The sequence below is a fragment of the Streptococcus minor DSM 17118 genome (genome assembly GCF_000377005.1).
GTDB lineage: Bacteria > Bacillota > Bacilli > Lactobacillales > Streptococcaceae > Streptococcus > Streptococcus minor.
Genome location: NZ_AQYB01000033.1, coordinates 470,146 through 490,254, shown reverse-complemented (window position 1 = coordinate 490,254; position 20,109 = coordinate 470,146). Strand labels below are relative to the sequence as shown.

Genomic DNA, 20,109 nt, shown 5'->3' with positions numbered 1-20,109 from the left:
ATGGCTTTGGTATTAAAAAATCGTCTGAAAGAATTGCGGGCCAGAGATGGGGTAAATCAGACAGAGATGGCTAAGTTGGCGGGAGTTTCGCGTCAGACCATTAGTTTGATCGAGCGAGGAGAGTATACTCCATCTGTCGTCATTGCTATGAAAATTGCTCAAGTTTTTCACGAGCCCTTGGAAAATGTCTTTCGATTAGTGGAGGTAGAAGAATGAAAAATGGGAAACAAATAAGCACACCAAAAAGGGTCTTACGCTTCCTTGCTTGGATGATGCTAGGTGGTCTGGTCGGTGGTGTGATTGGATTTGTTATGGGTTCTTATGACTTCAAAGGCTTACTTAGGGGTATTCCAGTAGATACTATTTTCTGGTTTACGAGACCTGTTTTGATTTTACTCAGTATTCTGACTGCCTATTTTCTATGGCAAACTAGGCGTTCTCATGCTCAGTTTATAGCAGCGGAAGCGATGGATGATGACTTGGTGGATGAACTCTATCCTAAAACCTTTCGATACTTGGAATACGCTACTATTTTATACAATATTGTAGCTAGTATGATAGTCTTTAATCTTCTGCTTGGCATTAGATTTATCATTGGTAGGGAGAGTGCAGCCTTAGTGTTTTCTATGTTTGATTTACTCTTTGTTCCCATTATGGTCGTTGAACAGATTGTTATATTCAAAACCACACAGAAGCTTCGCAATTATAAATTATCAGCTTTTCCAACGGTCAATGAAGTGAAGGATTATATGTATTCCTTAGATGAGGGTGAAAAGCAAGCTAATTTTGAACAGGCCTTTGTCATCCAATTTAATCTGAATCAGCGCCTCTTACCAGCTCTCTATATTGTGGTATTTTTCATCGAAATAGTGACACAGACCCAGCAGCTAGTAGCATACGCTGTGATTTTGACGATTCATGTCTTTATCAATCTGATGCAGTACCAGATGGTTCGGCGCTATTTTAAATAGAAAGTTGTCACTTTGGCTGATAGACTGTTAACTTGTCTGGTTTGGTATTATTTGTGCAACTAGCATGTCTTTTGACTAGCTAGATAAGTGAAAGGCTATGCTAATTATTATTTATATAGGCAGCGTCATTTATAGAACTTACTAATAGAAGGAGGTTGGAGGTATGTCACTACAAAAATATAAGGAAATCAATCTTTCTAGAAATAAGTTTGTCTTGCTGTTTCTCAATCTTTTTGGATTGGGTCTGCTGTTTATCAGTCTTCCGCTTTTTTCCAAACTGGCAGGATTTATTATGGAACTGCGCCTTGGAGTAGTCCCTGAGAAGGTAGTGTTTACCATCACAGTAGAAGAAATCTTGTTCTTTTTATTGGCAATAGTTGCAACGTTCCTTATTCATGAGCTGATTCATGGTCTATTTTTCAAGGTTTTTGCGCCAGATAGACCTGTTAAGTATGGCTTTCATTGGTATGCCTTATCCGCGTCTAGCCCAGGTACTAAGTACAGTAAGGGAAAGTTTATCTGGATTGGCATGGCACCTTTTGTCCTTATTACCTTTACTTTGACTTTGCTATTTGCTCTTGGATGGCTGAGTATTCCTTCTTACATATTTTTGACAAGTATGCATGCAGCGGGTTGTGTGGGTGATTTCTATTTTGGTTTTCTTATCCTTTTGGCCCCATCGGATACTCTCGTAGAGGATACAGGCGTTGGCATGATTTTTTATCAAAAAATACCAGCATAAGACTCCAAATAAAAAGCAGGGACCAATCGGCCTCTGCTTTTTTATAAACCATAGTTGTAGTCATCTTCCTGCATAGCTTCAACGGTACCAAGGAGATAACCATTGCCTACCTGACTGAAGAAGTCATGGTTGGAGGTACCAGTCGAGATACCATTCATGACGATGGGATTGACATCATCGGCTGAGTCTGGGAAGAGTGGATCTTGCCCTAGATTCATGAGGGCTTTGTTGGCATTGTAGCGTAAGAAAGTCAAAACTTCCTCGGTCCAGCCAACTGGGTCATAGAGGGACTTGGTATAGCCTTCTTCATTTTCGTAAAGTTGGTAGAGAAGATCATACATCCAGTCACGGAATTCGTCTTGCTCTTCTTCGGACAATTCATTAAAGCCAAGCTGGAACTTATAACCGATGTAGGTACCATGAACGGATTCGTCACGGATAATCAACTTGATAATCTCAGCCACGTTAGCCAACTTGTTATTGCCTAGGTAGTAAAGTGGCGTAAAGAAGCCAGAGTAGAAGAGGAATGTTTCCAGGTAAGTAGAAGCCACTTTCTTTTGCAAGGCGTTACCATTTAGGTAGATCTCGTTGATAATCTCAGCCTTTTTCTGGAGATATTCGTTGCTGTTGGTCCATTCAAAAATATCTTCGATTTCTTTTTTTGTATTGAGAGTGGAGAAGATAGAAGAGTAAGACTTGGCATGGACGGATTCCATAAATTGGATGTTGTTGAGGACCGCTTCCTCGTGTGGTGTCCGGACATCGGCACGAATGGCTTCGATACCGGATTCGGATTGCATAGTATCCAATAACGTCAGTCCGCCAAAGACCTTACCAACCAAATCTTTTTCGGCAGCAGATAGCTTGCGCCAGTCATCTAAGTCATTGGATAAGGGGATACGGGTATCCAACCAGAATTGTTCCGTCAACTTTTCCCAAGTTGACTTGTCAATCACATCTTCAATTTCATTCCAGTTTATGGCTTTGTAGTAGGTTGTCATGAGTTATTCCATTCTAAAAGTTTCTTTGACAATTATAGCATAATTTGACAGGATAAGCGAAAAGGAGTAGCAAAATGGAATCATCTTGGAAATGCTAGCAGAGCTAGTTTTCGTTGGTTCAATAGTGTTTGTTGATACTCTGTTGCTAGGGAAAGAATTTCTTGGCAAACAGGTTTAGAGTAAACCTATGACTGTTCTCCAAAGTTTCTTTTGCATCCTTTGGTTGGTCAGCACTTTGTTGATTTCTTATCTGACATTTTTAACTTTTTGGAAAGTTTTTCTAGGAGAAATCACTCTTGCCTTGTTGATTGTTGCACTAGTTGACCTTGGTGTGATCATTTTTCTCTTTAGACGCTTTTATCGCAAGACTAGCTATTTATATTTCAGAAAATGAGTCTGGGACATGTTGGATCCTAGACTCGTTTTTTTATCATTGTGGATATTCGTGCGGATTTGACTGATTAAATCACACAGCTCTCACATTGGTTTGCTCCAACTTCTTCGCCATCATCCGTAAAGGTGCGGACGTAGTAGATGGACTTGATGCCCTTGTTATAAGCATAATTGCGCAGGATAGAGAGGTCACGTGTGGTTTGCTTGTTCTCTGTTTTCCATTCGTAGAGGGCTTTTGGCAATTCGCTACGAAGGAAGAGAGTTAATGATAGACCTTGGTCTACGTGCTCTGTAGCAGCAGCATAAACATCAATGACCTTGCGCATATCCATGTCATAAGCAGATTTGTAGAAAGGAATAGTTTCGGTAGCCAATCCAGCTGCTGGATAGTAAATCTTACCGATTTTCTTTTCTTGGCGCTCTTCAATCCGTTGGGTAATCGGATGGATAGATGCAGATACGTCATTGATATAGGAGATGGAGCCGTTAGGCGCAACAGCTAGACGGTTTTGGTGATAGAGACCATCTGTCATGACCTTGTCACGAAGGTCTGCCCAATCTTGACCGTTCGGGATAAAGATACCTTCAAAGAGTTTCTTCACTTTGTCTGAACTTGGTTGGTAGGTACCGGTTATATACTTTTCAAAGTATGTTCCATCTGCGTATGCTGACTTTTCAAAGTGATGGAAGGTAGTCTTGCGCTCACGGGCGATATTATTTGATTCTACCAAGGTCCAGTAGTTGAGAAGCATGAAGTAGATGTTGGTAAATTCAACCGCTGTTTTTGAGCCGTACTCAATCAAATTCTGAGCTAAGTATGAGTGCAGTCCCATGGCACCAAGACCGATAGAGTGCGCACGTTCATTACCAACTTCGATAGAAGGTACAGCAGAGATATGCGAATGATCAGTGACGTATGTCAAGGCGCGTGTCATGGTTCGTACAGAACGGCCGAAATCTGGTGATTTCATGAGGTTGACAATGTTGGTTGAACCTAGATTACAAGATACATCTGTTCCCATTTTGACATATTCTTGTGAATCGTTAATTTTGCTTGGTGTTTGAACCTGAAGGATTTCCGAACAGAGGTTAGACATGATGATTTTGCCATCAACTGGGTTGTGACGGTTCACTGTGTCAATGTTAATCACGTAAGGATAGCCAGATTCTTGCTGGAGTTTGGAAATCTCTGTCTCTAAATCACGGGCTTTAATCTTGCTTTTGCGGATGTTGGGATTCGCTACTAATTCGTCATATTTTTCAGTGATATCAATGTAGCTAAATGGTACACCATACTCCAATTCTACAGAGTAAGGGCTGAAAAGGTACATATCTTCATTGTTACGAGCTAGCTCGTAGAATTTATCTGGAATAGTCACACCTAATGAGAGAGTCTTCACGCGAACTTTTTCATCCGCATTTTCCTTCTTGGTGGAAAGAAAAGCAATGATATCCGGATGGAAGACATCCAGATAGACCACGCCTGCCCCTTGACGCTGTCCTAGCTGATTGGAGTAGGAGAAGCTATCCTCAAAGAGCTTCATAACAGGTACGACTCCAGATGCAGCCCCTTCGTAGCCCTTGATAGGAGCACCAGCCTCACGGAGGTTGCTCAGGGAAATCCCTACACCACCACCGATACGAGATAGCTGCAGGGCAGAGTTGATTGAACGACCGATCGAGTTCATATCATCTGTCACTTGGAGAAGAAAACAAGAAACCAGTTCACCACGACGAGCACGACCGGCATTCAAGAAACTCGGTGTCGCAGGTTGGTAGCGAAGGTGGATCATTTCGTTGGCCAAATCAAGTGCAAGTTGCTCGTTGCCTTCTGCAAAGTAGAGGGCATTGAAGAAGACACGATCTTCCATGCTTTCTAAATAATAAGCACCGTCATTGGTTTTCAGTGCATATTGTTGGTAGAACTTGTAGGCAGCCATGAAAGATTTAAATTGGAAGTTTTGGTCTTTCAAGAATTGAGCCAATTTCTCAATAAACTCTGGGCTATATTGCTCCAAAAATTCTTTTTCAATATAGTTTTCTTCCACTAAGTAGTTGATTTTATCAACCATGCTATCGAATTGCATGGTATTTGGGAAGACATTTTCCTTGAAAAAGGCTTGTAGGGCTTCTTGGTCCTTGTGGAGCGGAATTTGTCCATTCACTGGACGGTTGATTTCATTATTTAGGCGGAAATAAGAAACATCACCTAATTCTTTCAAACTCATAGTTCTCTTCTCTCTTAATATAGTCGTTTAGGGGTGTAAAAAATTAAAAGTCCTATACCAAGGTCTTCAATTTAGCTGGTTGGAAACCCGAGAAAGTCTCAGAAATTGTTTCTATAACAGGTGCTGCGGAGAACCCCAAACCTTTTACATATTCGATAAATTCTGGTTGTTCATCCAAATTAATTTCCTTAAAATCGACTTGGTGCTGCTCTAAAAAGCGTTTCGTCATTTTACATTGAACACAGTTATTCTTTGAATAGATGGTTACCATTTTCATCTCCTTTATAAAATATAATCACTCCAATAGAATACAATGAAATGAAGCAAAAGTCAATTGAAGAGCCCAATATTTTGTGTCTAATCTTTTCCTTAGATACCATATATTGTGCAAAGCCTTGATGTGATGAGGTTTGTCAACCTTTCTGAAACAAAATGAAAAACGAAAGCTTTGTTATCAAAAGAATGGAAAAAAGTAGCGATGTTATAAAATGTTACATGAATTACATTAGAGCTTGATTTGTCAGAAAATTTAATGTATAATATTCAACAAAAAGATGAGGTGCCTGTATGGAACAACTACATAGTCAATCGTATGCGTTTAAAAATCAAGTCTATCGGTATTTTGATATTGCAGCAGCCTGTGAAAGTGAGTCGGTTTTAGTTCATACACTTCCCTACACTATTCGTATTTTATTGGAGAGTCTTCTGCGTAAATATGATGGTTTGGATGTCACGAAAAATCACATTAAAGATTTGGTTAACTATTCTGCAACCAAACCAAGAGGTGAAGTTCCTTTCAAACCAAGTCGAGTGATATTACAAGATTTTACAGGTGTACCAGTAGTAGTTGACCTAGCTTCCATGCGAGATGCAATTGTAAAAAATGGTGGTAACCCAGAACTAATCAATCCAGAAATCCCGGTTGATTTGGTCATTGACCATTCTGTTCAGGTTGATTTTTACGGGACAGATTCTGCGCTAGAGGATAATATTGACCTAGAGTTTCAACGCAACAATGAGCGTTATGAGTTTCTCAAATGGGCAGAAAAGTCCTTTGATAATTATCGAGCTGTTCCACCAGCGACTGGGATTATTCATCAGGTTAATATTGAGTTTCTTAGTGATGTTATCATCGAAAAGGATGGACTTCTCTATCCTGATTCCATGTTTGGTACGGATAGCCATACGACGATGATTAATGGTATCGGTGTTCTAGGTTGGGGAGTTGGTGGTATTGAGGCAGAGGCAGCCATGCTGGGAGAAGCCTCGTATTTTCCTATTCCTGAGGTAATTGGTGTCCGCCTGACTGGTCAGTTACCAAAAATTGCGACCGCCACAGATCTGGCTTTAAAAGTCACTCAAGTTTTGCGTCAGGAAAAAGTGGTTGGTAAGTTTGTTGAGTTCTTTGGTGACGGTTTAGCTAATCTTAGTTTGGCTGACCGTGCTACTGTAGCCAATATGGCACCAGAATATGGTGCAACCTGTGGTTATTTTCCTATCGATGCTGAAACCCTTAACTATATGCGCCTGACCAACCGTCCAGAAGAACATATCGCTCTGACCGAAGCCTATGCAAAAAGAAATCATCTCTTTTATGATCCAAATCAGCAGGCTCATTATAGCAAGATTGTCGAATTGGATCTTTCTACCATTACCCCGTCTATTTCTGGACCAAAACGCCCTCAGGACTTGATTAATTTAGCTGATGCAAAGCAGACCTTCCAAGATTCTCTGGTTCGTGAAGCTGGTGTTCAAGGGTTTGGGCTTTCTAAAGATGAAGTTACCAAAACAGCCACTGTTCATTTTGATGACCATGACGAAGAAATTAAAACGGGGCACGTAGCTATTGCTGCCATTACTTCTTGTACCAACACCTCCAATCCCTATGTGCTCATGTCGGCAGGACTCTTGGCCAAAAATGCTGTGGAGCGAGGATTGAAAGTTTCTCCAACTGTGAAAACTTCTCTAGCGCCAGGTTCCAAGGTCGTTACGGGCTATTTAGAAAATTCTGGGCTCCAAACCTATTTAGACCAGTTGGGTTTCAACTTAGTTGGTTATGGTTGTACCACCTGTATCGGTAACTCAGGCAATCTTCGCCCAGAAATGGCGCAAGCTATTGTAGAATCTGATCTCTTGGTATCAGGTGTTCTATCTGGGAACCGTAACTTTGAAGGGCGTATCAATCCACTGGTCAAAGCCAATTTTCTTGCGAGTCCACCCTTAGTCGTAGCCTATGCTCTTGCGGGCAATACAAATGTTGATTTGACTACAGAGCCACTGGGGTTTGATCAAGAAGGTCAGCCAGTTTATCTAAACGATATCATGCCAACTAGTGACCAAGTATCCCAGTACGTAGACAAGTATGTAACCCGCGAACTTTTTGAAAGAGAGTATGAGCACGTCTTTACCGATAGTGAGAAATGGAATCTGATTCCGACTGAAGACAGCAAGATATACAAGTGGAATGAGGCTTCAACCTACATTCAAAATCCACCTTATTTTGATGTTTTGGGGGATGACCTAGCCATCAAACCTCTGAGAAATTTGCAGGTATTGGCCAAGTTTGGTGATTCGGTGACAACAGACCATATTTCTCCAGCAGGAAATATAGCAAAAAGCAGTCCAGCTGCTCGCTATTTAGATGAACATGGTGTAGACTATGCGGATTTTAATTCTTATGGAAGTCGTCGCGGCAATCACGAAGTCATGATGCGAGGAACCTTTGCCAATATCCGTATAAACAATCAGTTAGCTGCTGGTAAAATTGGTGGATATACCTATTATAAAGGGGAAATTATGCCGATTTACGATGCTGCTATGCGCTACAAGGATGAAAACATTGGTACCTTAGTGATTGCAGGTAAGGACTACGGTATGGGGTCCAGTCGTGATTGGGCAGCCAAAGGTTCAAATCTGCTTGGAGTCAAGGCTGTCTTGGCAGAAAGTTTCGAGCGTATTCACCGTTCAAATCTTGTCATGATGGGTCTCTTGCCCCTCCAATTTCTAGAGGGACAAACAGCTGAAAGTCTTGGCTTGACAGGGTTTGAGACCTATGATATTAACCTGTCAGAAAACCCAGGTATCAATGACATCGTGGATATTATCGCCCGTGATGAGGCAGGTGAAAAACACTTCCAAGCTCTGGTTCGCTTTGATGCGGATGCAGATATTCGTTACTATAAAAACGGTGGTATTTTACCAATGGTTGTTCGCAAAAAGTTAGAAGGAGCTTAATATGGCAGAAGAAAGTGGATTGAAAGATTTAATCGCCTGTAATACTCGCATCAGCTCGATTGTGGATGATGACTTGGCTTATGCAGGTTATAATATATCTGAACTCATGGAAAATAATGCTAGTTTTGAGGAAGTTATTTATCTTCTTTGGAATCTTCATTTGCCAACAGCAATAGAATTGAAGAATTTTATCAAGGAATTGCGTTCAGAGTATCCGATTAGCGATGCAGTAGAGCAATGTATCCTGATCCAATCTCGCCGTCACCTTCATCCTATGAGCGTACTGCGTTCGACGGTTAGCTTGTTGGGAGTCTACAATGTCAATGCAGAAGACAATTCAGTTGAAGCGACTTATGAGCAGTCTATTCAGTTAATGGCCAAAATGCCGACTATTATTGCGACTTTTGCAAGGTTGAGAAGTGGGCAAACACCAATTGAGCCACGTGATGACCTAGGTTTTGCAGCCAATTTTCTCTATATGCTGAATGGGCAGGAGCCAACAGAGTTAGAAGTCAAGGCTCTGAATAAGGCTCTTATTCTCCATGCAGACCATGAGCTCAATGCTTCCACTTTTGCGGCACGTGTCTGTGCATCAACCCTATCGGATATTTATTCCTGTGTTACTACAGCTATTGGAACTCTCAAGGGACCGCTTCATGGTGGTGCCAATGAAAAAGTCTTCGACATGTTGCAGGAAATTCGAGAATATGGGGATACCAAGGCCTATTTGCAGGAAAAATTGGACTCTCAAGAAAAAATCATGGGCTTTGGCCACCGAGTCTATAAGACCCAGGATCCGCGAGAAAAATACCTGCGCCAGATGGCAGAGGAGTTAACAGTCGGAACTGAAAACGAAATCTGGTTCCAGCTGTCTCGTGAAATTGAAGACTATATGAAACACACCAAAGGTTTGATTCCCAATGTTGACTTCTATTCGGCAACTGTTTACCATGTGCTGGGTATTGATTCATCCATCTTTACCCTTATCTTTGCGATGAGTCGAGTTTCAGGATGGATTGCCCATATTCAAGAACAGCAGAAGAACAATAAATTGATTCGTCCACGTTCTAATTACCTTGGACAATGTAACTTGGAATATCTACCGATTGGAAAACGTTAAGGAGTAAGTATGACAGAAACGATTGTATTAGAAAAAGGCCGTTTGAGAGTACCAGATTGTCCCATCATTCCTTTTATTGAAGGAGATGGTATTGGCAAGGACATTTGGCAGAATGCGCAAGCTGTATTTGATGCAGCGGTGGAAAAAGCCTTCTCAGGTCAGAAAAAAGTGACTTGGCTAGAAGTGTTGGCCGGAAAAAAATCTTTTGATCAGACAGGTAACTGGTTACCAGATGAAACCCTAGATATCATTCAGAAACACTTAGTTGCTATCAAGGGGCCTTTGGAAACACCAGTGGGTGGAGGGATTCGTTCTCTCAATGTAGCCTTACGTCAAGAGCTGGACCTTTATGCCTGTGTTCGTCCTGTTCGCTATTTCAAAGGGATTGACAGTCCACTCAAGCATCCAGAAAAAACTGATATTATTATTTTTCGTGAAAATACTGAAGATATATATGCAGGTATCGAGTGGCAAGCTGGCAGTGCTGATGTGAAAAAAATCATCCAGTTTTTGCAGGCAGATATGGGTGTTAAAAAAATCCGTTTCCCAGAAAGCAGTAGTATCGGCATCAAGCCTATCTCAGTTGAAGGGAGTGAGCGTCTGATTCGTGCAGCTATCGAATACGCTTTAGAAAATAACCTAAATAAGGTTACTCTTGTCCATAAAGGCAACATCCAGAAATTTACAGAAGGTGGTTTTCGTCAATGGGGCTACGAATTGGCTCAGCGTGAATACGCAAATGAGTTAGCATCAGGTCGATTGGTTGTTTCAGACCTTATTGCAGATAACTTCCTCCAGCAGATTCTTCTTAAGCCTGAGCAGTTTGATGTTGTCGCCCTAACAAACTTAAATGGAGACTATGCTAGCGATGCTCTAGCAGCACAGGTTGGTGGAATCGGGATTTCACCTGGTGCTAATATCAATTACCTGACAGGACATGCCATTTTTGAAGCTACTCATGGAACCGCCCCGGACATAGCTGGACAAGACAAAGCTAACCCATGCTCTGTCCTCCTCTCAGGTTGTATGCTTTTTGATTATATCGGTTGGCATCAGGTTGCTTCTATGATTACAAAAGCCATTGAGAACAATTTTGCCAATGGTTGGTTTACGGCAGATTTAGCTGGTGAAAAAGGTCTCCAAGCGGTCTCAACTAGCCAATTTACTCAGAATATAATTGATTTTATTCAAAAAAGTTAGGAATTTCCTAACTTTTTTGAATTTTCACCGAGATTTTGAAAGTATCACAAAAAAATCTTGAAAATGATTTCAAGAAATGGTATAATGCTTCTTGTAAGGGTTATCACTAACCCGCAATTTTGAAAAAACAAAGGAGAATCCAACTATGGCTTCAAAAGAATTCCACATTGTGGCAGAAACAGGTATCCACGCACGTCCAGCAACTTTGCTTGTGCAAACAGCTAGCAAGTTCGCTTCAGATATCACTTTGAACTATAAAGACAAGTCTGTGAACTTGAAATCAATCATGGGCGTGATGAGCCTTGGAGTTGGTCAAGGTGCAGATGTAACCATCACTGCTGAAGGTGCTGACGCTGACGACGCTATCGCAGCTATCACTGAAACAATGGACAAGGAAGGATTGGCGTAAGAATATGACAGATATGCTTAAAGGAATTGCTGCATCTGATGGTGTCGCTGTTGCTAAGGCATACCTACTTGTTCAGCCGGATTTGTCATTTGAAACTATAACAGTAGAAGATACAAATGCAGAAGAGGCTCGCCTTGATGTTGCGTTACAAGCATCACAAGACGAGCTTTCTGTTATCCGCGAGAACGCTGTAGCTAGCCTTGGGGAAGAAGCGGCGGCCGTGTTTGATGCTCATTTGATGGTATTGGCTGACCCTGAAATGGTCGGTCAAATTAAAGAAACGATTCGTGCTAAGAAAACCAATGCGGAAACTGGTTTGAAAGAAGTCACCGATATGTTCATCGCAATCTTTGAAGGTATGGATGATAATCCTTACATGCAAGAGCGTGCAGCAGATATCCGTGATGTGACCAAACGTGTCTTGGCACACTTGCTTGGTGTTCGTCTACCGAACCCAGCTGCTATTTCAGAAGAAGCGATTGTGATTGCACATGATTTGACTCCTTCTGATACTGCACAATTAAACAAAGAATACGTGAAAGCATTTGTAACCAACATTGGTGGTCGTACCAGCCACTCAGCTATTATGGCACGTACCCTTGAGATTGCTGCTGTTCTTGGTACAAACAATATTACTGAAATCGTAAAAGATGGCGACTTACTTGCTGTTAACGGGATTACAGGTGAAGTGGTAATCAATCCTTCTGATGATGTTATTGCTGATTTCAAGGCAGCAGGTAAGGCTTATGCGAAACAAAAAGCTGAATGGGCTCTTCTGAAAGACGCGAAGACTGTTACTGCTGATGGCAAACATTTTGAATTGGCTGCTAATATTGGTACTCCAAAAGATGTCGAAGGTGTCAATGATAATGGTGCGGAAGCAGTCGGCCTTTATCGTACCGAGTTCCTCTACATGGATTCACAAGACTTCCCAACAGAAGATGAACAATATGAAGCTTATAAGGCCGTTCTTGAAGGGATGAATGGTAAACCAGTTGTCGTTCGGACAATGGATATCGGTGGAGATAAAGAACTTCCTTACTTTGATCTTCCACATGAAATGAACCCATTCCTTGGATTCCGTGCCCTTCGTATCTCCATCTCTGAGACTGGTGATGCGATGTTCCGTACGCAAATTCGTGCCCTTCTTCGTGCATCAGTTCATGGTCAATTGCGTATCATGTTCCCGATGGTTGCTCTGTTGAAAGAATTCCGTGCAGCTAAGAAAGTTTTCGAGGAAGAAAAAGCTAACTTGCTCGCTGAAGGTGTAGCTGTTGCCGATGACATCCAAGTGGGTATCATGATTGAAATTCCAGCAGCAGCAATGCTCGCTGACCAGTTTGCAAAAGAAGTTGACTTCTTCTCAATTGGAACCAACGACCTTATCCAATACACAATGGCTGCAGACCGTATGAACGAACAAGTTTCATACCTGTATCAACCATATAACCCATCCATCCTTCGTTTGATTAACAATGTTATCAAAGCAGCACATGCAGAAGGTAAATGGGCTGGTATGTGTGGTGAGATGGCCGGTGACCAACAAGCTGTTCCTCTTCTTGTCGGAATGGGCTTGGATGAATTCTCAATGTCAGCTACATCAGTACTTCGCACACGTAGCTTGATGAAGACTCTTGACACAGCTAAGATGGAAGAGTACGCAAACCGTGCCCTTACAGAATGCTCAACAGCTGAAGAAGTACTTGAACTTCAAAAGCAATATGTAGATTTTGATTAATCTTTTATCGGAACAGGAAATTTTCCTGTTCTTTTTATTTTTATTAAAATATGAAAGAATATTAGGAATATGATACAAAATGTTACAAAAACCTATTTTGAATAACACAGGTCTTCATATTTTGGAAAAGGTAGATAGATAAGTATAGCATCGAAGCCATGACAAAAGTGAAATCAGTTGTGTTTGATATTCCATAAGCTGATTGTTGAGTGACAACAGGGAAAGGTCATTTTGGGTTTCTACTATTTCTTATCAGAAAAGAAAACATCCATTGCGAGCCTCTTTAAACGATCCGATTTTCTTTAGTATTTTAATGTATTTCAAAGGAAATTTTGATAAAATAGAGTTAGAGAAGAAGTACACTAAGGAGGTGCTGTTATGAGCAAAGGTTTTGAAGCTTTCAAGAATACCTTGAGCCCACAGAGTTTAAAATCAATCTATGATGAAACCAAGCTAGAAATAGCTGATGACCATGCAGAAGGGACAGAAGCTTTCTCTGTAGCCTTGGCAAGTCAGATGGCCATCAACCTCATCGAAGCCTACCAGCGCTGGTTAGCCGAGCAAGAAAAGGAAGAAGGCTGAGGTGGAAACAGACAAGTTATTTCCGCTTCAATAATTTTATTTGTATCTAAAAAAGTCAGGGACTTTATTTTGTCCCTGACTTTTTTATGTCTAACAACATAGATAAATCTTGTAATTGTTCCATGATATAAGTGGCACCAGCTTTCTCCAATTCTTCCTGGTTGCCAAAGCCATAAAGGACTCCCACGGCATCTATCTGGTTTGCTTGTGCACCATGGATATCATGTTCACGGTCACCGACCATAAGGCAAATCCTAGTATCCTGAATATCTGCTTGATCCAGAGCGTAGCGTATTACATCAGCTTTCTTGCTACGTTGGCCATCCAAACTAGCACCAGCAATAACTGAGAAGTAGTGATGAATATCAAAATGCTCTAAGATTTGATTAGCAAAAATCTCTGGTTTAGATGTGGCAAGGATTAACTCTTTACCAGCTGATTTGAGATTTTTCAAAACTTCTACAACGTCGGGATAGAGTTGGTTTTCAAAAATGCCTTTTTGAGAAAAGTATTGGCGGTATAAACTCACAGCTACTTGGCAATCCTTTGGAGATAACTGAAAGTATTTAGCAAAAGATTCTTGCAGTGGTGGACCAATAAACTCCAACAGATCGTTCCTATCAGGAAGAGGAATAGTCATTTTTTCTAATGCATAACAAATGGAATTGACAATGCCTAAACTAGAATCAGTCAGTGTTCCATCAAGGTCAAATAAAATCGTTTGGTACACGCGAAACCAGCCTTTCTACAGTCGAAACTCGAATTCTCTTACTATTAAACTACCTTCAAACAAAAAATATCACTAGAGAACTTTCTCTTATCATTTTATCCTCCGAAGATTTTTTGCCAGAATCCCTTTTTTTCAGGGATTGTTGATGGTGATGCTTTCAATATATTTGGAAAATTTTCTTTCAGAGAAATATTTTGCATGTCCACTGCATGGTCAGTGTGAAAGAGGAGTGCAAAGGGACTATCGGCAATTTTTTCATCAACAATCGTAGTAGGAATGCTAAAGGATTGTGCTGTTTTCATCAGGGAAATTTGGAGAGCATCCGATAGTTTGGGAGAAATTTTTAAAAATAACTGGGAATGCTTGTTTTTCAGATTTTGGCAAATGGACGAGAAAGCATTTTGACATTCTGGTGTAGTTGCTTCAGAAAAGGAGAGAACAAGGAGGACTCGCTCTCGAAATGTCCCCATATAGCGTCTTTGTTGGTCAGGATCGATGCGGCTTTCGCCACTAGCTTTTTGTAAAATCGTTTTTTGTAAATCTGTCATAGATAAATTGTACCATAAAAATGAAAAAAACACGGAAAAAGCAAACGTTTTCTTTTTGAGAACTCGCATTTTTCCTTGAAAAAAAAACGTTTTTGAAGTATGATAGTATTGTAATAAATTTAAACCCAAAAGGAGAGTAATAACATGTCAATTATTACTGATGTTTACGCTCGCGAAGTCCTTGACTCACGCGGTAACCCAACACTTGAAGTAGAAGTTTACACTGAATCAGGTGCTTTCGGACGTGGTATGGTTCCATCAGGAGCATCTACTGGTGAGCATGAAGCAGTAGAACTTCGCGACGGTGACAAATCTCGTTACCTTGGTCTTGGTACTCAAAAAGCTGTTGACAATGTAAACAACATCATCGCTGAAGCAATCATCGGTTTTGATGTTACACAACAACAAGCTATTGACCGTGCTATGATCGAATTGGACGGAACTCCTAACAAAGGTAAATTGGGTGCAAACGCAATTCTTGGTGTATCTATCGCCGTTGCTCGTGCAGCTGCTGATTTCCTTGAAGTGCCACTTTACACTTACCTTGGTGGATTCAACACTAAATTGCTCCCAACTCCAATGATGAACATCATCAATGGTGGTTCTCACTCAGACGCTCCTATTGCTTTCCAAGAATTTATGATTTTGCCAGTTGGTGCACCATCATTCAAAGAAGGTCTTCGTTGGGGTGCTGAAGTTTTCCATGCTTTGAAGAAAATCCTTAAATCACGTGGCTTGGTAACAGCTGTTGGTGACGAAGGTGGTTTCGCTCCTAAGTTTGAAGGAACTGAAGATGGTGTTGAAACAATCATCGCTGCAATCGAAGCTGCTGGTTACGAAGCTGGTGAAAACGGCATTATGATTGGTTTTGACTGTGCGTCATCTGAATTCTACGACAAAGAGCGCAAAGTGTATGACTACACTAAATTTGAAGGTGAAGGTGCTGCTGTCCGTACTTCTGCAGAGCAAATCGACTACCTTGAAGAGTTGGTAAATAAATATCCAATCATCACTATCGAAGATGGTATGGATGAAAATGACTGGGATGGCTGGAAAGCTCTTACAGCTCGTCTTGGTAAACGTGTACAGTTAGTTGGTGACGACTTCTTCGTAACAAACACTGACTACCTTGCTCGCGGTATCAAAGAAAATGCTGCTAACTCAATCCTTATCAAGGTAAACCAAATCGGTACTTTGACTGAAACATTCGAAGCAATCGAAATGGCAAAAGAAGCTGGTTATACAGCTGTCGTATCACACCGTTCAGGTGAAACTGAAGATTCAACAATCGCTGACATCGCAGTAGCAACAAACGCTGGTCAAATCAAGACAGGTTCATTGTCTCGTACAGACCGTATTGCAAAATACAACCAATTGCTTCGCATTGAAGATCAACTTGGTGAAGTTGCTCAATACAAAGGTCTTCAAGCTTTCTATAACTTGAAAAAATAAAACACTGTATTAAAAGCAACTCCTTTGGGAGTTGCTTTTTGTATATCGTAGAAGTACAATAAAGTATACAAGTGTGTTAGAAGCATGGAGGATTTGTATTGATAGAATGGTTATTTTTTGATATTGGCTCCACACTGGTTGATGAAGGAGAAGCTTTAGATAATTTTGTAAATCATTGTATCGACAAATTAGCTCAAGAAGGGATTTTGGTTTCCCATAGATATTACTATGAGAAACTACTTTATATTGCTAAGCTGGGTGGAAATCCCATTTATGAAACTTGGAGCTATTTTGCACCAAGTCATTTGAAACGTCCCAGATGGTCCCATGAAAATGAGCGATTATACCCTTATGTAACTTCTGTTTTGAGGAGTTTGCGAAAGAAATACCATTTAGGAATTATTGCTAATCAAGGCAAAGACTTGCATGGACGATTAGAGAGATTTGGTATTTTGGATAACTTTGAAGTTATCAAGAGTTCTTTTGACAGTGGCGTATCCAAACCAGATATGGAGATATTTAGACTTCCTCTTGAGCAGGCTAACATTGAGCCTAGTCGGTCTATTTATATAGGTGATCGGGTAGATAATGATATGGTTCCGGCTAAGAAACTGGGTATGAAAACAATTCGAATGAAACAAGGTCTGGGTCAATATAGTCCAGAAGATAGATTTTACCCCAGTGATTGGCAAGTAGCTAGTATACAGGAATTGTTAGAAATAGTATAAAAAGAGGATTTCATCGAATCCTCTTAATTTTTATTTTTCTTCTTTGATAGCTGGGGCAGCAGTGTCTTCATGAAACCATTTTTGGGATATTTCTTGGAACTTGCCTTCTTTGTAGAGTTTCTTGAAACCTTCGTTTATTTTTTTTACAAGAGTGACATCTGCTTTTCTCGCGCCAACTGCAAAATCTCCACTTTCCAAATCCGCTGAAAGCATACGGTAGTGTTGAGTTTCATTCTTTTGGGCTAGATAATAGTTTGCGTAAACTTTATCTACTAGAAGAGCATCGATACGGTCATTCTCCAAGTCAATAAAGGCTTGAGTAAAGGTTGAGTATTGAACAGCGTCCTTATCTTTAACAATGTCCTTTAGTACTTCGGGATTACTGATAAAGGCTTCATAGCCAGATGATGCGGCCTGTGCACCGATGACTTTGTCGGCCATATCTGATAACTTCGCAATACCTGAGTCCTTCTTGACAATCAAGACTTCCTCAGTTTCCATATAGATGTCTGAAAAGAGGACTTTTTGCTTTCGCTCGTCTGTTACTGAGTAACCATTCCAAATCAAGTCGATAGTGCCATTTTCTAATTCCGCTTCTTTCATAGACCAAGTGATGGGTTTCCAATCAACTTTGATGCCATATTCGGCGAAGACTGCGTTGGCAAGATCTATATCAAATCCGACATTTTCACCTTCCTCGTTTTTGAATCCCATGGGAACAAAGGTATTATCAAATCCAATCACAATTTTTTTATTGTTTACAAAAGTATCCCACTGGTCACTATTTTTCTCTTTGGTGGTCTGTGCACAAGCAACCAAGATGAGCCCTGCTAGGATGATTGACAATGCTATAATCAATTTTTTTAGTTGTTTCATTATTTTCATTTTCTCCTTTTATTTTGGATTGATTTTGATAATTTGATCAGATATGTTTTCTGCAAATTGAAGATCATGGGTTACAATGATTTGTGTCATGCCAGCTTCCTTATTTTGTAGAATCAGTTTCTCCACTTCCTGTCGTAGCGCCAAGTCAAGAGCAGAAGTAGGTTCATCATAACCGATAATTTGTGGATCAATCATCATAGCACGGGCTAAGGCTACGCGTTGTTTTTGCCCACCTGATAGAGAGTAAGGATAGGCATTAGCAAATCCTGTTAAACCGAGACGCTCTAATAAATGAAGTGCTTTTTCTTTGGCCTCATCCTTGCTTATATGGAGTGTCTTGGTTGGGGATAGGATAAGATTGTCTAAGACGGATAGATGAGGAAAAAGTTGAAAGTCTTGGAACACAAAGCCAAGAAGATTGGCGTCCTCTAAATGGTTAATGGAAACCGATTTGCCATTATAGATGATTTCACCACTATCCAATTTTTCAAGTCCAGCTAACATGCGTAGTAGCGTTGTTTTGCCTCCGCCGGAAGGACCGACCAGCGAAAGTGTTTTTCCTTCTTCAACTGTCAGGTTGAATTGGTCGAAAATTTGCTTATTGCCAAAGCGTTTTGAAATATTTTTTAATTCTAACATAATCCCCTCTTACTTATAGTAGCTAAATTTCTTTTCAACTTTTTTCGATAAAACAGTTACCAATCCAATCAGTATCAAGTAAATGGTGCCAGCAAAGAACATTGGAATAAGGCTAGCATCACGATTTGAAGCAATCTGACTTTCTTGTAACAAATCGCTGATTCCTAGTACGTATACAAGGGATGAGTCCTTAACTAAGTTAATGACTTCGTTGAAGACACTGGGAAGGACAATTTTAAAGACTTGAGGCAAGATGATGTAGCGGATGGTCTGCAATTGTGTCATCTTTAGTACCTTTGCTGCCTCGTATTGACCAGTTGGTATAGCTTCAATCCCACCACGGAAAATTTCTGCATAGTAAGCTGCATAGTTAAGGGTGAAAGCAATGATTGCTGCAGGCATTCGCTCGAAGGAGATGCCCACACTTGGCAGTACATAGTAGAGGAAAATCAGTTGCAAGAGCAAGGGAGTTCCCCGCATAATCCAGATATAGATGGTTAAGAGCCATTGAAGAGGTTTGAAATGAACTTGCATGAGAAAGGCCAAAATCGCTCCTAAAGGAATCGAAAGGACTAGAACAATGAAGAAAACTTGCAAGGTCACAATACTTCCATTTAACAAACTGGGTAAAATCCTTGAAATATAATCCATAATATCTCCTCAAAAATAACTAATCAATTGGAATTATACCAAATTTTTGAAGAAAAAGGGAGAAGTTTAGTTGAAATATTCAAAATATTCGTATTTTTATGGAGAATATAGACACAAGTGAGATGAACATGTTATGTTATACTATTATAATAAGTAGGATATTTGCTATATATTTTGGTTAGGAGATGATGATGGATATCAGAGATTATGTACCTGAATTTGAAAAATCTTGGGTTTATACCAAAGCTTTGAGTTACTTATTTTCACCATTCTTTGATGATCGCAGTTCTAAAAAAGATACTTTTGATCCTGAAATTTATTCTTCAACGATTGAATTGATTGCTGTGGAAGATGATAAAGTGGTAGGTCTATTGGATATTGGTATTTACAATCAGGAGTTTAGTCTTTCCTACAAGTATCATCCAGCTGATAAGGTAGCTTATTTTGCTAATTTGGCTGTGCATCCCGACTACCAAGGTCGGGGGATAGCCTCTAAACTTTTTGCGGTAGCTGATAAACGCTTAATTGAAGAAGGGGTAGATGTTTTGGCTATTTTTACTCGAGAGGGCGAGGTAGCAAATCATCTCTATCAAAAGTGGGGTGGCCAGTTGGTAGCAACAGACTATCTAGTCGTCGGCAATCTCAAATCAGAAAAACCATTTAATTTTGAAGTTCTGAAAAATCAAGGTTGCCTGCGTTTCTCACGGCAGGGGAAGGAGATTCCTTTTTATCAACGGGAGGGAGTCTATATTTTGTCTGATAAGGCAGCCCTAGAGCAATTTGATATTGAGCAGGTTTATAAAGAGATGACCTATATCAAGACATACAAAAAGACAGGTAACAAATAATTCTTACCTG

The 20,109-nt window shown here is 40.4% G+C and carries 20 protein-coding genes; 12 read left to right on the top strand and 8 right to left on the bottom strand.

The genetic code is table 11. The features are described from left to right. From F602_RS0108675 to F602_RS0108665, 3 genes are all read left to right on the top strand, one after another. Positions 1-216 (top strand): helix-turn-helix transcriptional regulator, encoded by a 216-nt coding sequence (locus F602_RS0108675; protein WP_018167583.1) that lies wholly within the window; start codon positions 1-3, stop codon positions 214-216. After that, a complete protein-coding gene (locus F602_RS0108670; RefSeq protein WP_018167582.1) occupies positions 213-971 on the top strand; it encodes a DUF3169 family protein in 759 nt (252 codons plus the stop codon). Before F602_RS0108675 ends, F602_RS0108670 begins: the two co-directional genes overlap by 4 nt. Before the next feature lie 163 nt (positions 972-1,134). Next, a complete protein-coding gene (locus F602_RS0108665; protein WP_018167581.1) occupies positions 1,135-1,713 on the top strand; it encodes a DUF3267 domain-containing protein in 579 nt (192 codons plus the stop codon). A 41-nt stretch (positions 1,714-1,754) separates the two neighbouring features. Here the strand turns inward: F602_RS0108665 and nrdF are convergent, their stop codons facing one another. The 3 genes from nrdF to nrdH all read right to left on the bottom strand — a co-directional run bounded on the left by nrdF (position 1,755) and on the right by nrdH (position 5,606). Beyond that, positions 1,755-2,714, bottom strand: a complete 960-nt coding sequence (nrdF, locus tag F602_RS0108660) for a class 1b ribonucleoside-diphosphate reductase subunit beta (RefSeq protein WP_018167580.1) — start codon at positions 2,712-2,714, stop codon at positions 1,755-1,757. Between the two features lie 461 nt (positions 2,715-3,175). Beyond that, positions 3,176-5,335 (bottom strand): class 1b ribonucleoside-diphosphate reductase subunit alpha, encoded by a 2,160-nt coding sequence (gene nrdE / locus F602_RS10480; RefSeq protein ID WP_018167578.1) that lies wholly within the window; start codon positions 5,333-5,335, stop codon positions 3,176-3,178. A gap of 52 nt (positions 5,336-5,387) precedes the next feature. Then, positions 5,388-5,606: a glutaredoxin-like protein NrdH gene (gene nrdH, locus F602_RS0108635; protein WP_018167577.1), complete on the bottom strand. Its 219-nt coding sequence runs from the start codon at positions 5,604-5,606 to the stop codon at positions 5,388-5,390. Between the two features lie 296 nt (positions 5,607-5,902). Between nrdH and acnA the strand changes: the two genes are divergently transcribed. From acnA to F602_RS0108605, 6 genes are all read left to right on the top strand, one after another. Then, positions 5,903-8,569: an aconitate hydratase AcnA gene (acnA, locus tag F602_RS0108630; RefSeq protein WP_018167576.1), complete on the top strand. Its 2,667-nt coding sequence runs from the start codon at positions 5,903-5,905 to the stop codon at positions 8,567-8,569. A 1-nt stretch (position 8,570) separates the two neighbouring features. After that, a complete protein-coding gene (locus F602_RS0108625; RefSeq protein ID WP_018167575.1) occupies positions 8,571-9,689 on the top strand; it encodes a citrate synthase in 1,119 nt (372 codons plus the stop codon). A 9-nt stretch (positions 9,690-9,698) separates the two neighbouring features. Continuing rightward, positions 9,699-10,889, top strand: a complete 1,191-nt coding sequence (gene icd, locus F602_RS0108620) for an NADP-dependent isocitrate dehydrogenase (RefSeq protein ID WP_018167574.1) — start codon at positions 9,699-9,701, stop codon at positions 10,887-10,889. 145 nt (positions 10,890-11,034) lie between these two features. Then, complete coding sequence (locus tag F602_RS0108615) at positions 11,035-11,298, top strand: phosphocarrier protein HPr (protein ID WP_018167573.1); 264 nt, start codon at positions 11,035-11,037, stop codon at positions 11,296-11,298. A 4-nt stretch (positions 11,299-11,302) separates the two neighbouring features. Continuing rightward, positions 11,303-13,036, top strand: coding sequence for a phosphoenolpyruvate--protein phosphotransferase (gene ptsP / locus F602_RS0108610; protein ID WP_018167572.1), 1,734 nt, complete (start codon positions 11,303-11,305; stop codon positions 13,034-13,036). Positions 13,037-13,414: 378 nt separating this feature from the next. Further along, complete coding sequence (locus F602_RS0108605) at positions 13,415-13,618, top strand: hypothetical protein (RefSeq protein WP_018167571.1); 204 nt, start codon at positions 13,415-13,417, stop codon at positions 13,616-13,618. Positions 13,619-13,682: 64 nt separating this feature from the next. Here F602_RS0108605 and F602_RS0108600 read toward each other — a convergent pair whose 3' ends face one another. Together F602_RS0108600 and F602_RS0108595 are read right to left on the bottom strand one after the other, a co-directional pair. Then, on the bottom strand, positions 13,683-14,348 hold the full coding sequence (locus F602_RS0108600) for an HAD family hydrolase (protein ID WP_018167570.1): 666 nt from the start codon (positions 14,346-14,348) through the stop codon (positions 13,683-13,685). Positions 14,349-14,443: 95 nt separating this feature from the next. Then, positions 14,444-15,025: a YueI family protein gene (locus F602_RS0108595; protein WP_245537570.1), complete on the bottom strand. Its 582-nt coding sequence runs from the start codon at positions 15,023-15,025 to the stop codon at positions 14,444-14,446. 15 nt (positions 15,026-15,040) lie between these two features. Here F602_RS0108595 and eno point away from each other — a divergent pair, with 15 nt between their 5' ends. Beyond that, positions 15,041-16,348, top strand: coding sequence for a surface-displayed alpha-enolase (gene eno, locus F602_RS0108590; protein WP_018167568.1), 1,308 nt, complete (start codon positions 15,041-15,043; stop codon positions 16,346-16,348). Positions 16,349-16,446: 98 nt separating this feature from the next. Further along, positions 16,447-17,076, top strand: a complete 630-nt coding sequence (locus F602_RS0108585) for an HAD family hydrolase (RefSeq protein ID WP_018167567.1) — start codon at positions 16,447-16,449, stop codon at positions 17,074-17,076. Between the two features lie 30 nt (positions 17,077-17,106). On the opposite strand, the gene F602_RS0108580 is transcribed toward F602_RS0108585, so the two are convergent. The 3 genes from F602_RS0108580 to F602_RS0108570 are packed head-to-tail and all read right to left on the bottom strand — an operon-like array spanning position 17,107 to position 19,251. Beyond that, a complete protein-coding gene (locus tag F602_RS0108580) occupies positions 17,107-17,952 on the bottom strand; it encodes an amino acid ABC transporter substrate-binding protein (RefSeq protein ID WP_018167566.1) in 846 nt (281 codons plus the stop codon). 18 nt (positions 17,953-17,970) lie between these two features. Beyond that, entirely contained in the window at positions 17,971-18,600 is a 630-nt protein-coding gene (locus F602_RS0108575; RefSeq protein ID WP_018167565.1) for an amino acid ABC transporter ATP-binding protein, read from the bottom strand. Positions 18,601-18,609: 9 nt separating this feature from the next. Then, positions 18,610-19,251: an amino acid ABC transporter permease gene (locus tag F602_RS0108570; RefSeq protein WP_018167564.1), complete on the bottom strand. Its 642-nt coding sequence runs from the start codon at positions 19,249-19,251 to the stop codon at positions 18,610-18,612. A gap of 191 nt (positions 19,252-19,442) precedes the next feature. On the opposite strand from F602_RS0108570, the gene F602_RS0108565 reads away from it, so the two are divergent. Further along, a complete protein-coding gene (locus F602_RS0108565; RefSeq protein ID WP_018167563.1) occupies positions 19,443-20,099 on the top strand; it encodes a GNAT family N-acetyltransferase in 657 nt (218 codons plus the stop codon). Positions 20,100-20,109: the final 10 nt, after the last annotated feature.

Coding starts and splice junctions, on each gene's coding strand:
- ptsP (WP_018167572.1), top strand. CDS start 11,303: ATGACAGATATGCTTAAAGGAATTGCTGCATCTGATGGTGTCGCTGTT.
- acnA (WP_018167576.1), top strand. CDS start 5,903: ATGGAACAACTACATAGTCAATCGTATGCGTTTAAAAATCAAGTCTAT.
- F602_RS0108605 (WP_018167571.1), top strand. CDS start 13,415: ATGAGCAAAGGTTTTGAAGCTTTCAAGAATACCTTGAGCCCACAGAGT.
- F602_RS0108665 (WP_018167581.1), top strand. CDS start 1,135: ATGTCACTACAAAAATATAAGGAAATCAATCTTTCTAGAAATAAGTTT.
- F602_RS0108570 (WP_018167564.1), bottom strand. CDS start 19,251: ATGGATTATATTTCAAGGATTTTACCCAGTTTGTTAAATGGAAGTATT.
- F602_RS0108675 (WP_018167583.1), top strand. CDS start 1: ATGGCTTTGGTATTAAAAAATCGTCTGAAAGAATTGCGGGCCAGAGAT.
- nrdE (WP_018167578.1), bottom strand. CDS start 5,335: ATGAGTTTGAAAGAATTAGGTGATGTTTCTTATTTCCGCCTAAATAAT.
- F602_RS0108670 (WP_018167582.1), top strand. CDS start 213: ATGAAAAATGGGAAACAAATAAGCACACCAAAAAGGGTCTTACGCTTC.
- nrdF (WP_018167580.1), bottom strand. CDS start 2,714: ATGACAACCTACTACAAAGCCATAAACTGGAATGAAATTGAAGATGTG.
- nrdH (WP_018167577.1), bottom strand. CDS start 5,606: ATGGTAACCATCTATTCAAAGAATAACTGTGTTCAATGTAAAATGACG.
- F602_RS0108575 (WP_018167565.1), bottom strand. CDS start 18,600: ATGTTAGAATTAAAAAATATTTCAAAACGCTTTGGCAATAAGCAAATT.
- F602_RS0108625 (WP_018167575.1), top strand. CDS start 8,571: ATGGCAGAAGAAAGTGGATTGAAAGATTTAATCGCCTGTAATACTCGC.
- icd (WP_018167574.1), top strand. CDS start 9,699: ATGACAGAAACGATTGTATTAGAAAAAGGCCGTTTGAGAGTACCAGAT.
- eno (WP_018167568.1), top strand. CDS start 15,041: ATGTCAATTATTACTGATGTTTACGCTCGCGAAGTCCTTGACTCACGC.
- F602_RS0108615 (WP_018167573.1), top strand. CDS start 11,035: ATGGCTTCAAAAGAATTCCACATTGTGGCAGAAACAGGTATCCACGCA.
- F602_RS0108565 (WP_018167563.1), top strand. CDS start 19,443: ATGGATATCAGAGATTATGTACCTGAATTTGAAAAATCTTGGGTTTAT.
- F602_RS0108580 (WP_018167566.1), bottom strand. CDS start 17,952: ATGAAACAACTAAAAAAATTGATTATAGCATTGTCAATCATCCTAGCA.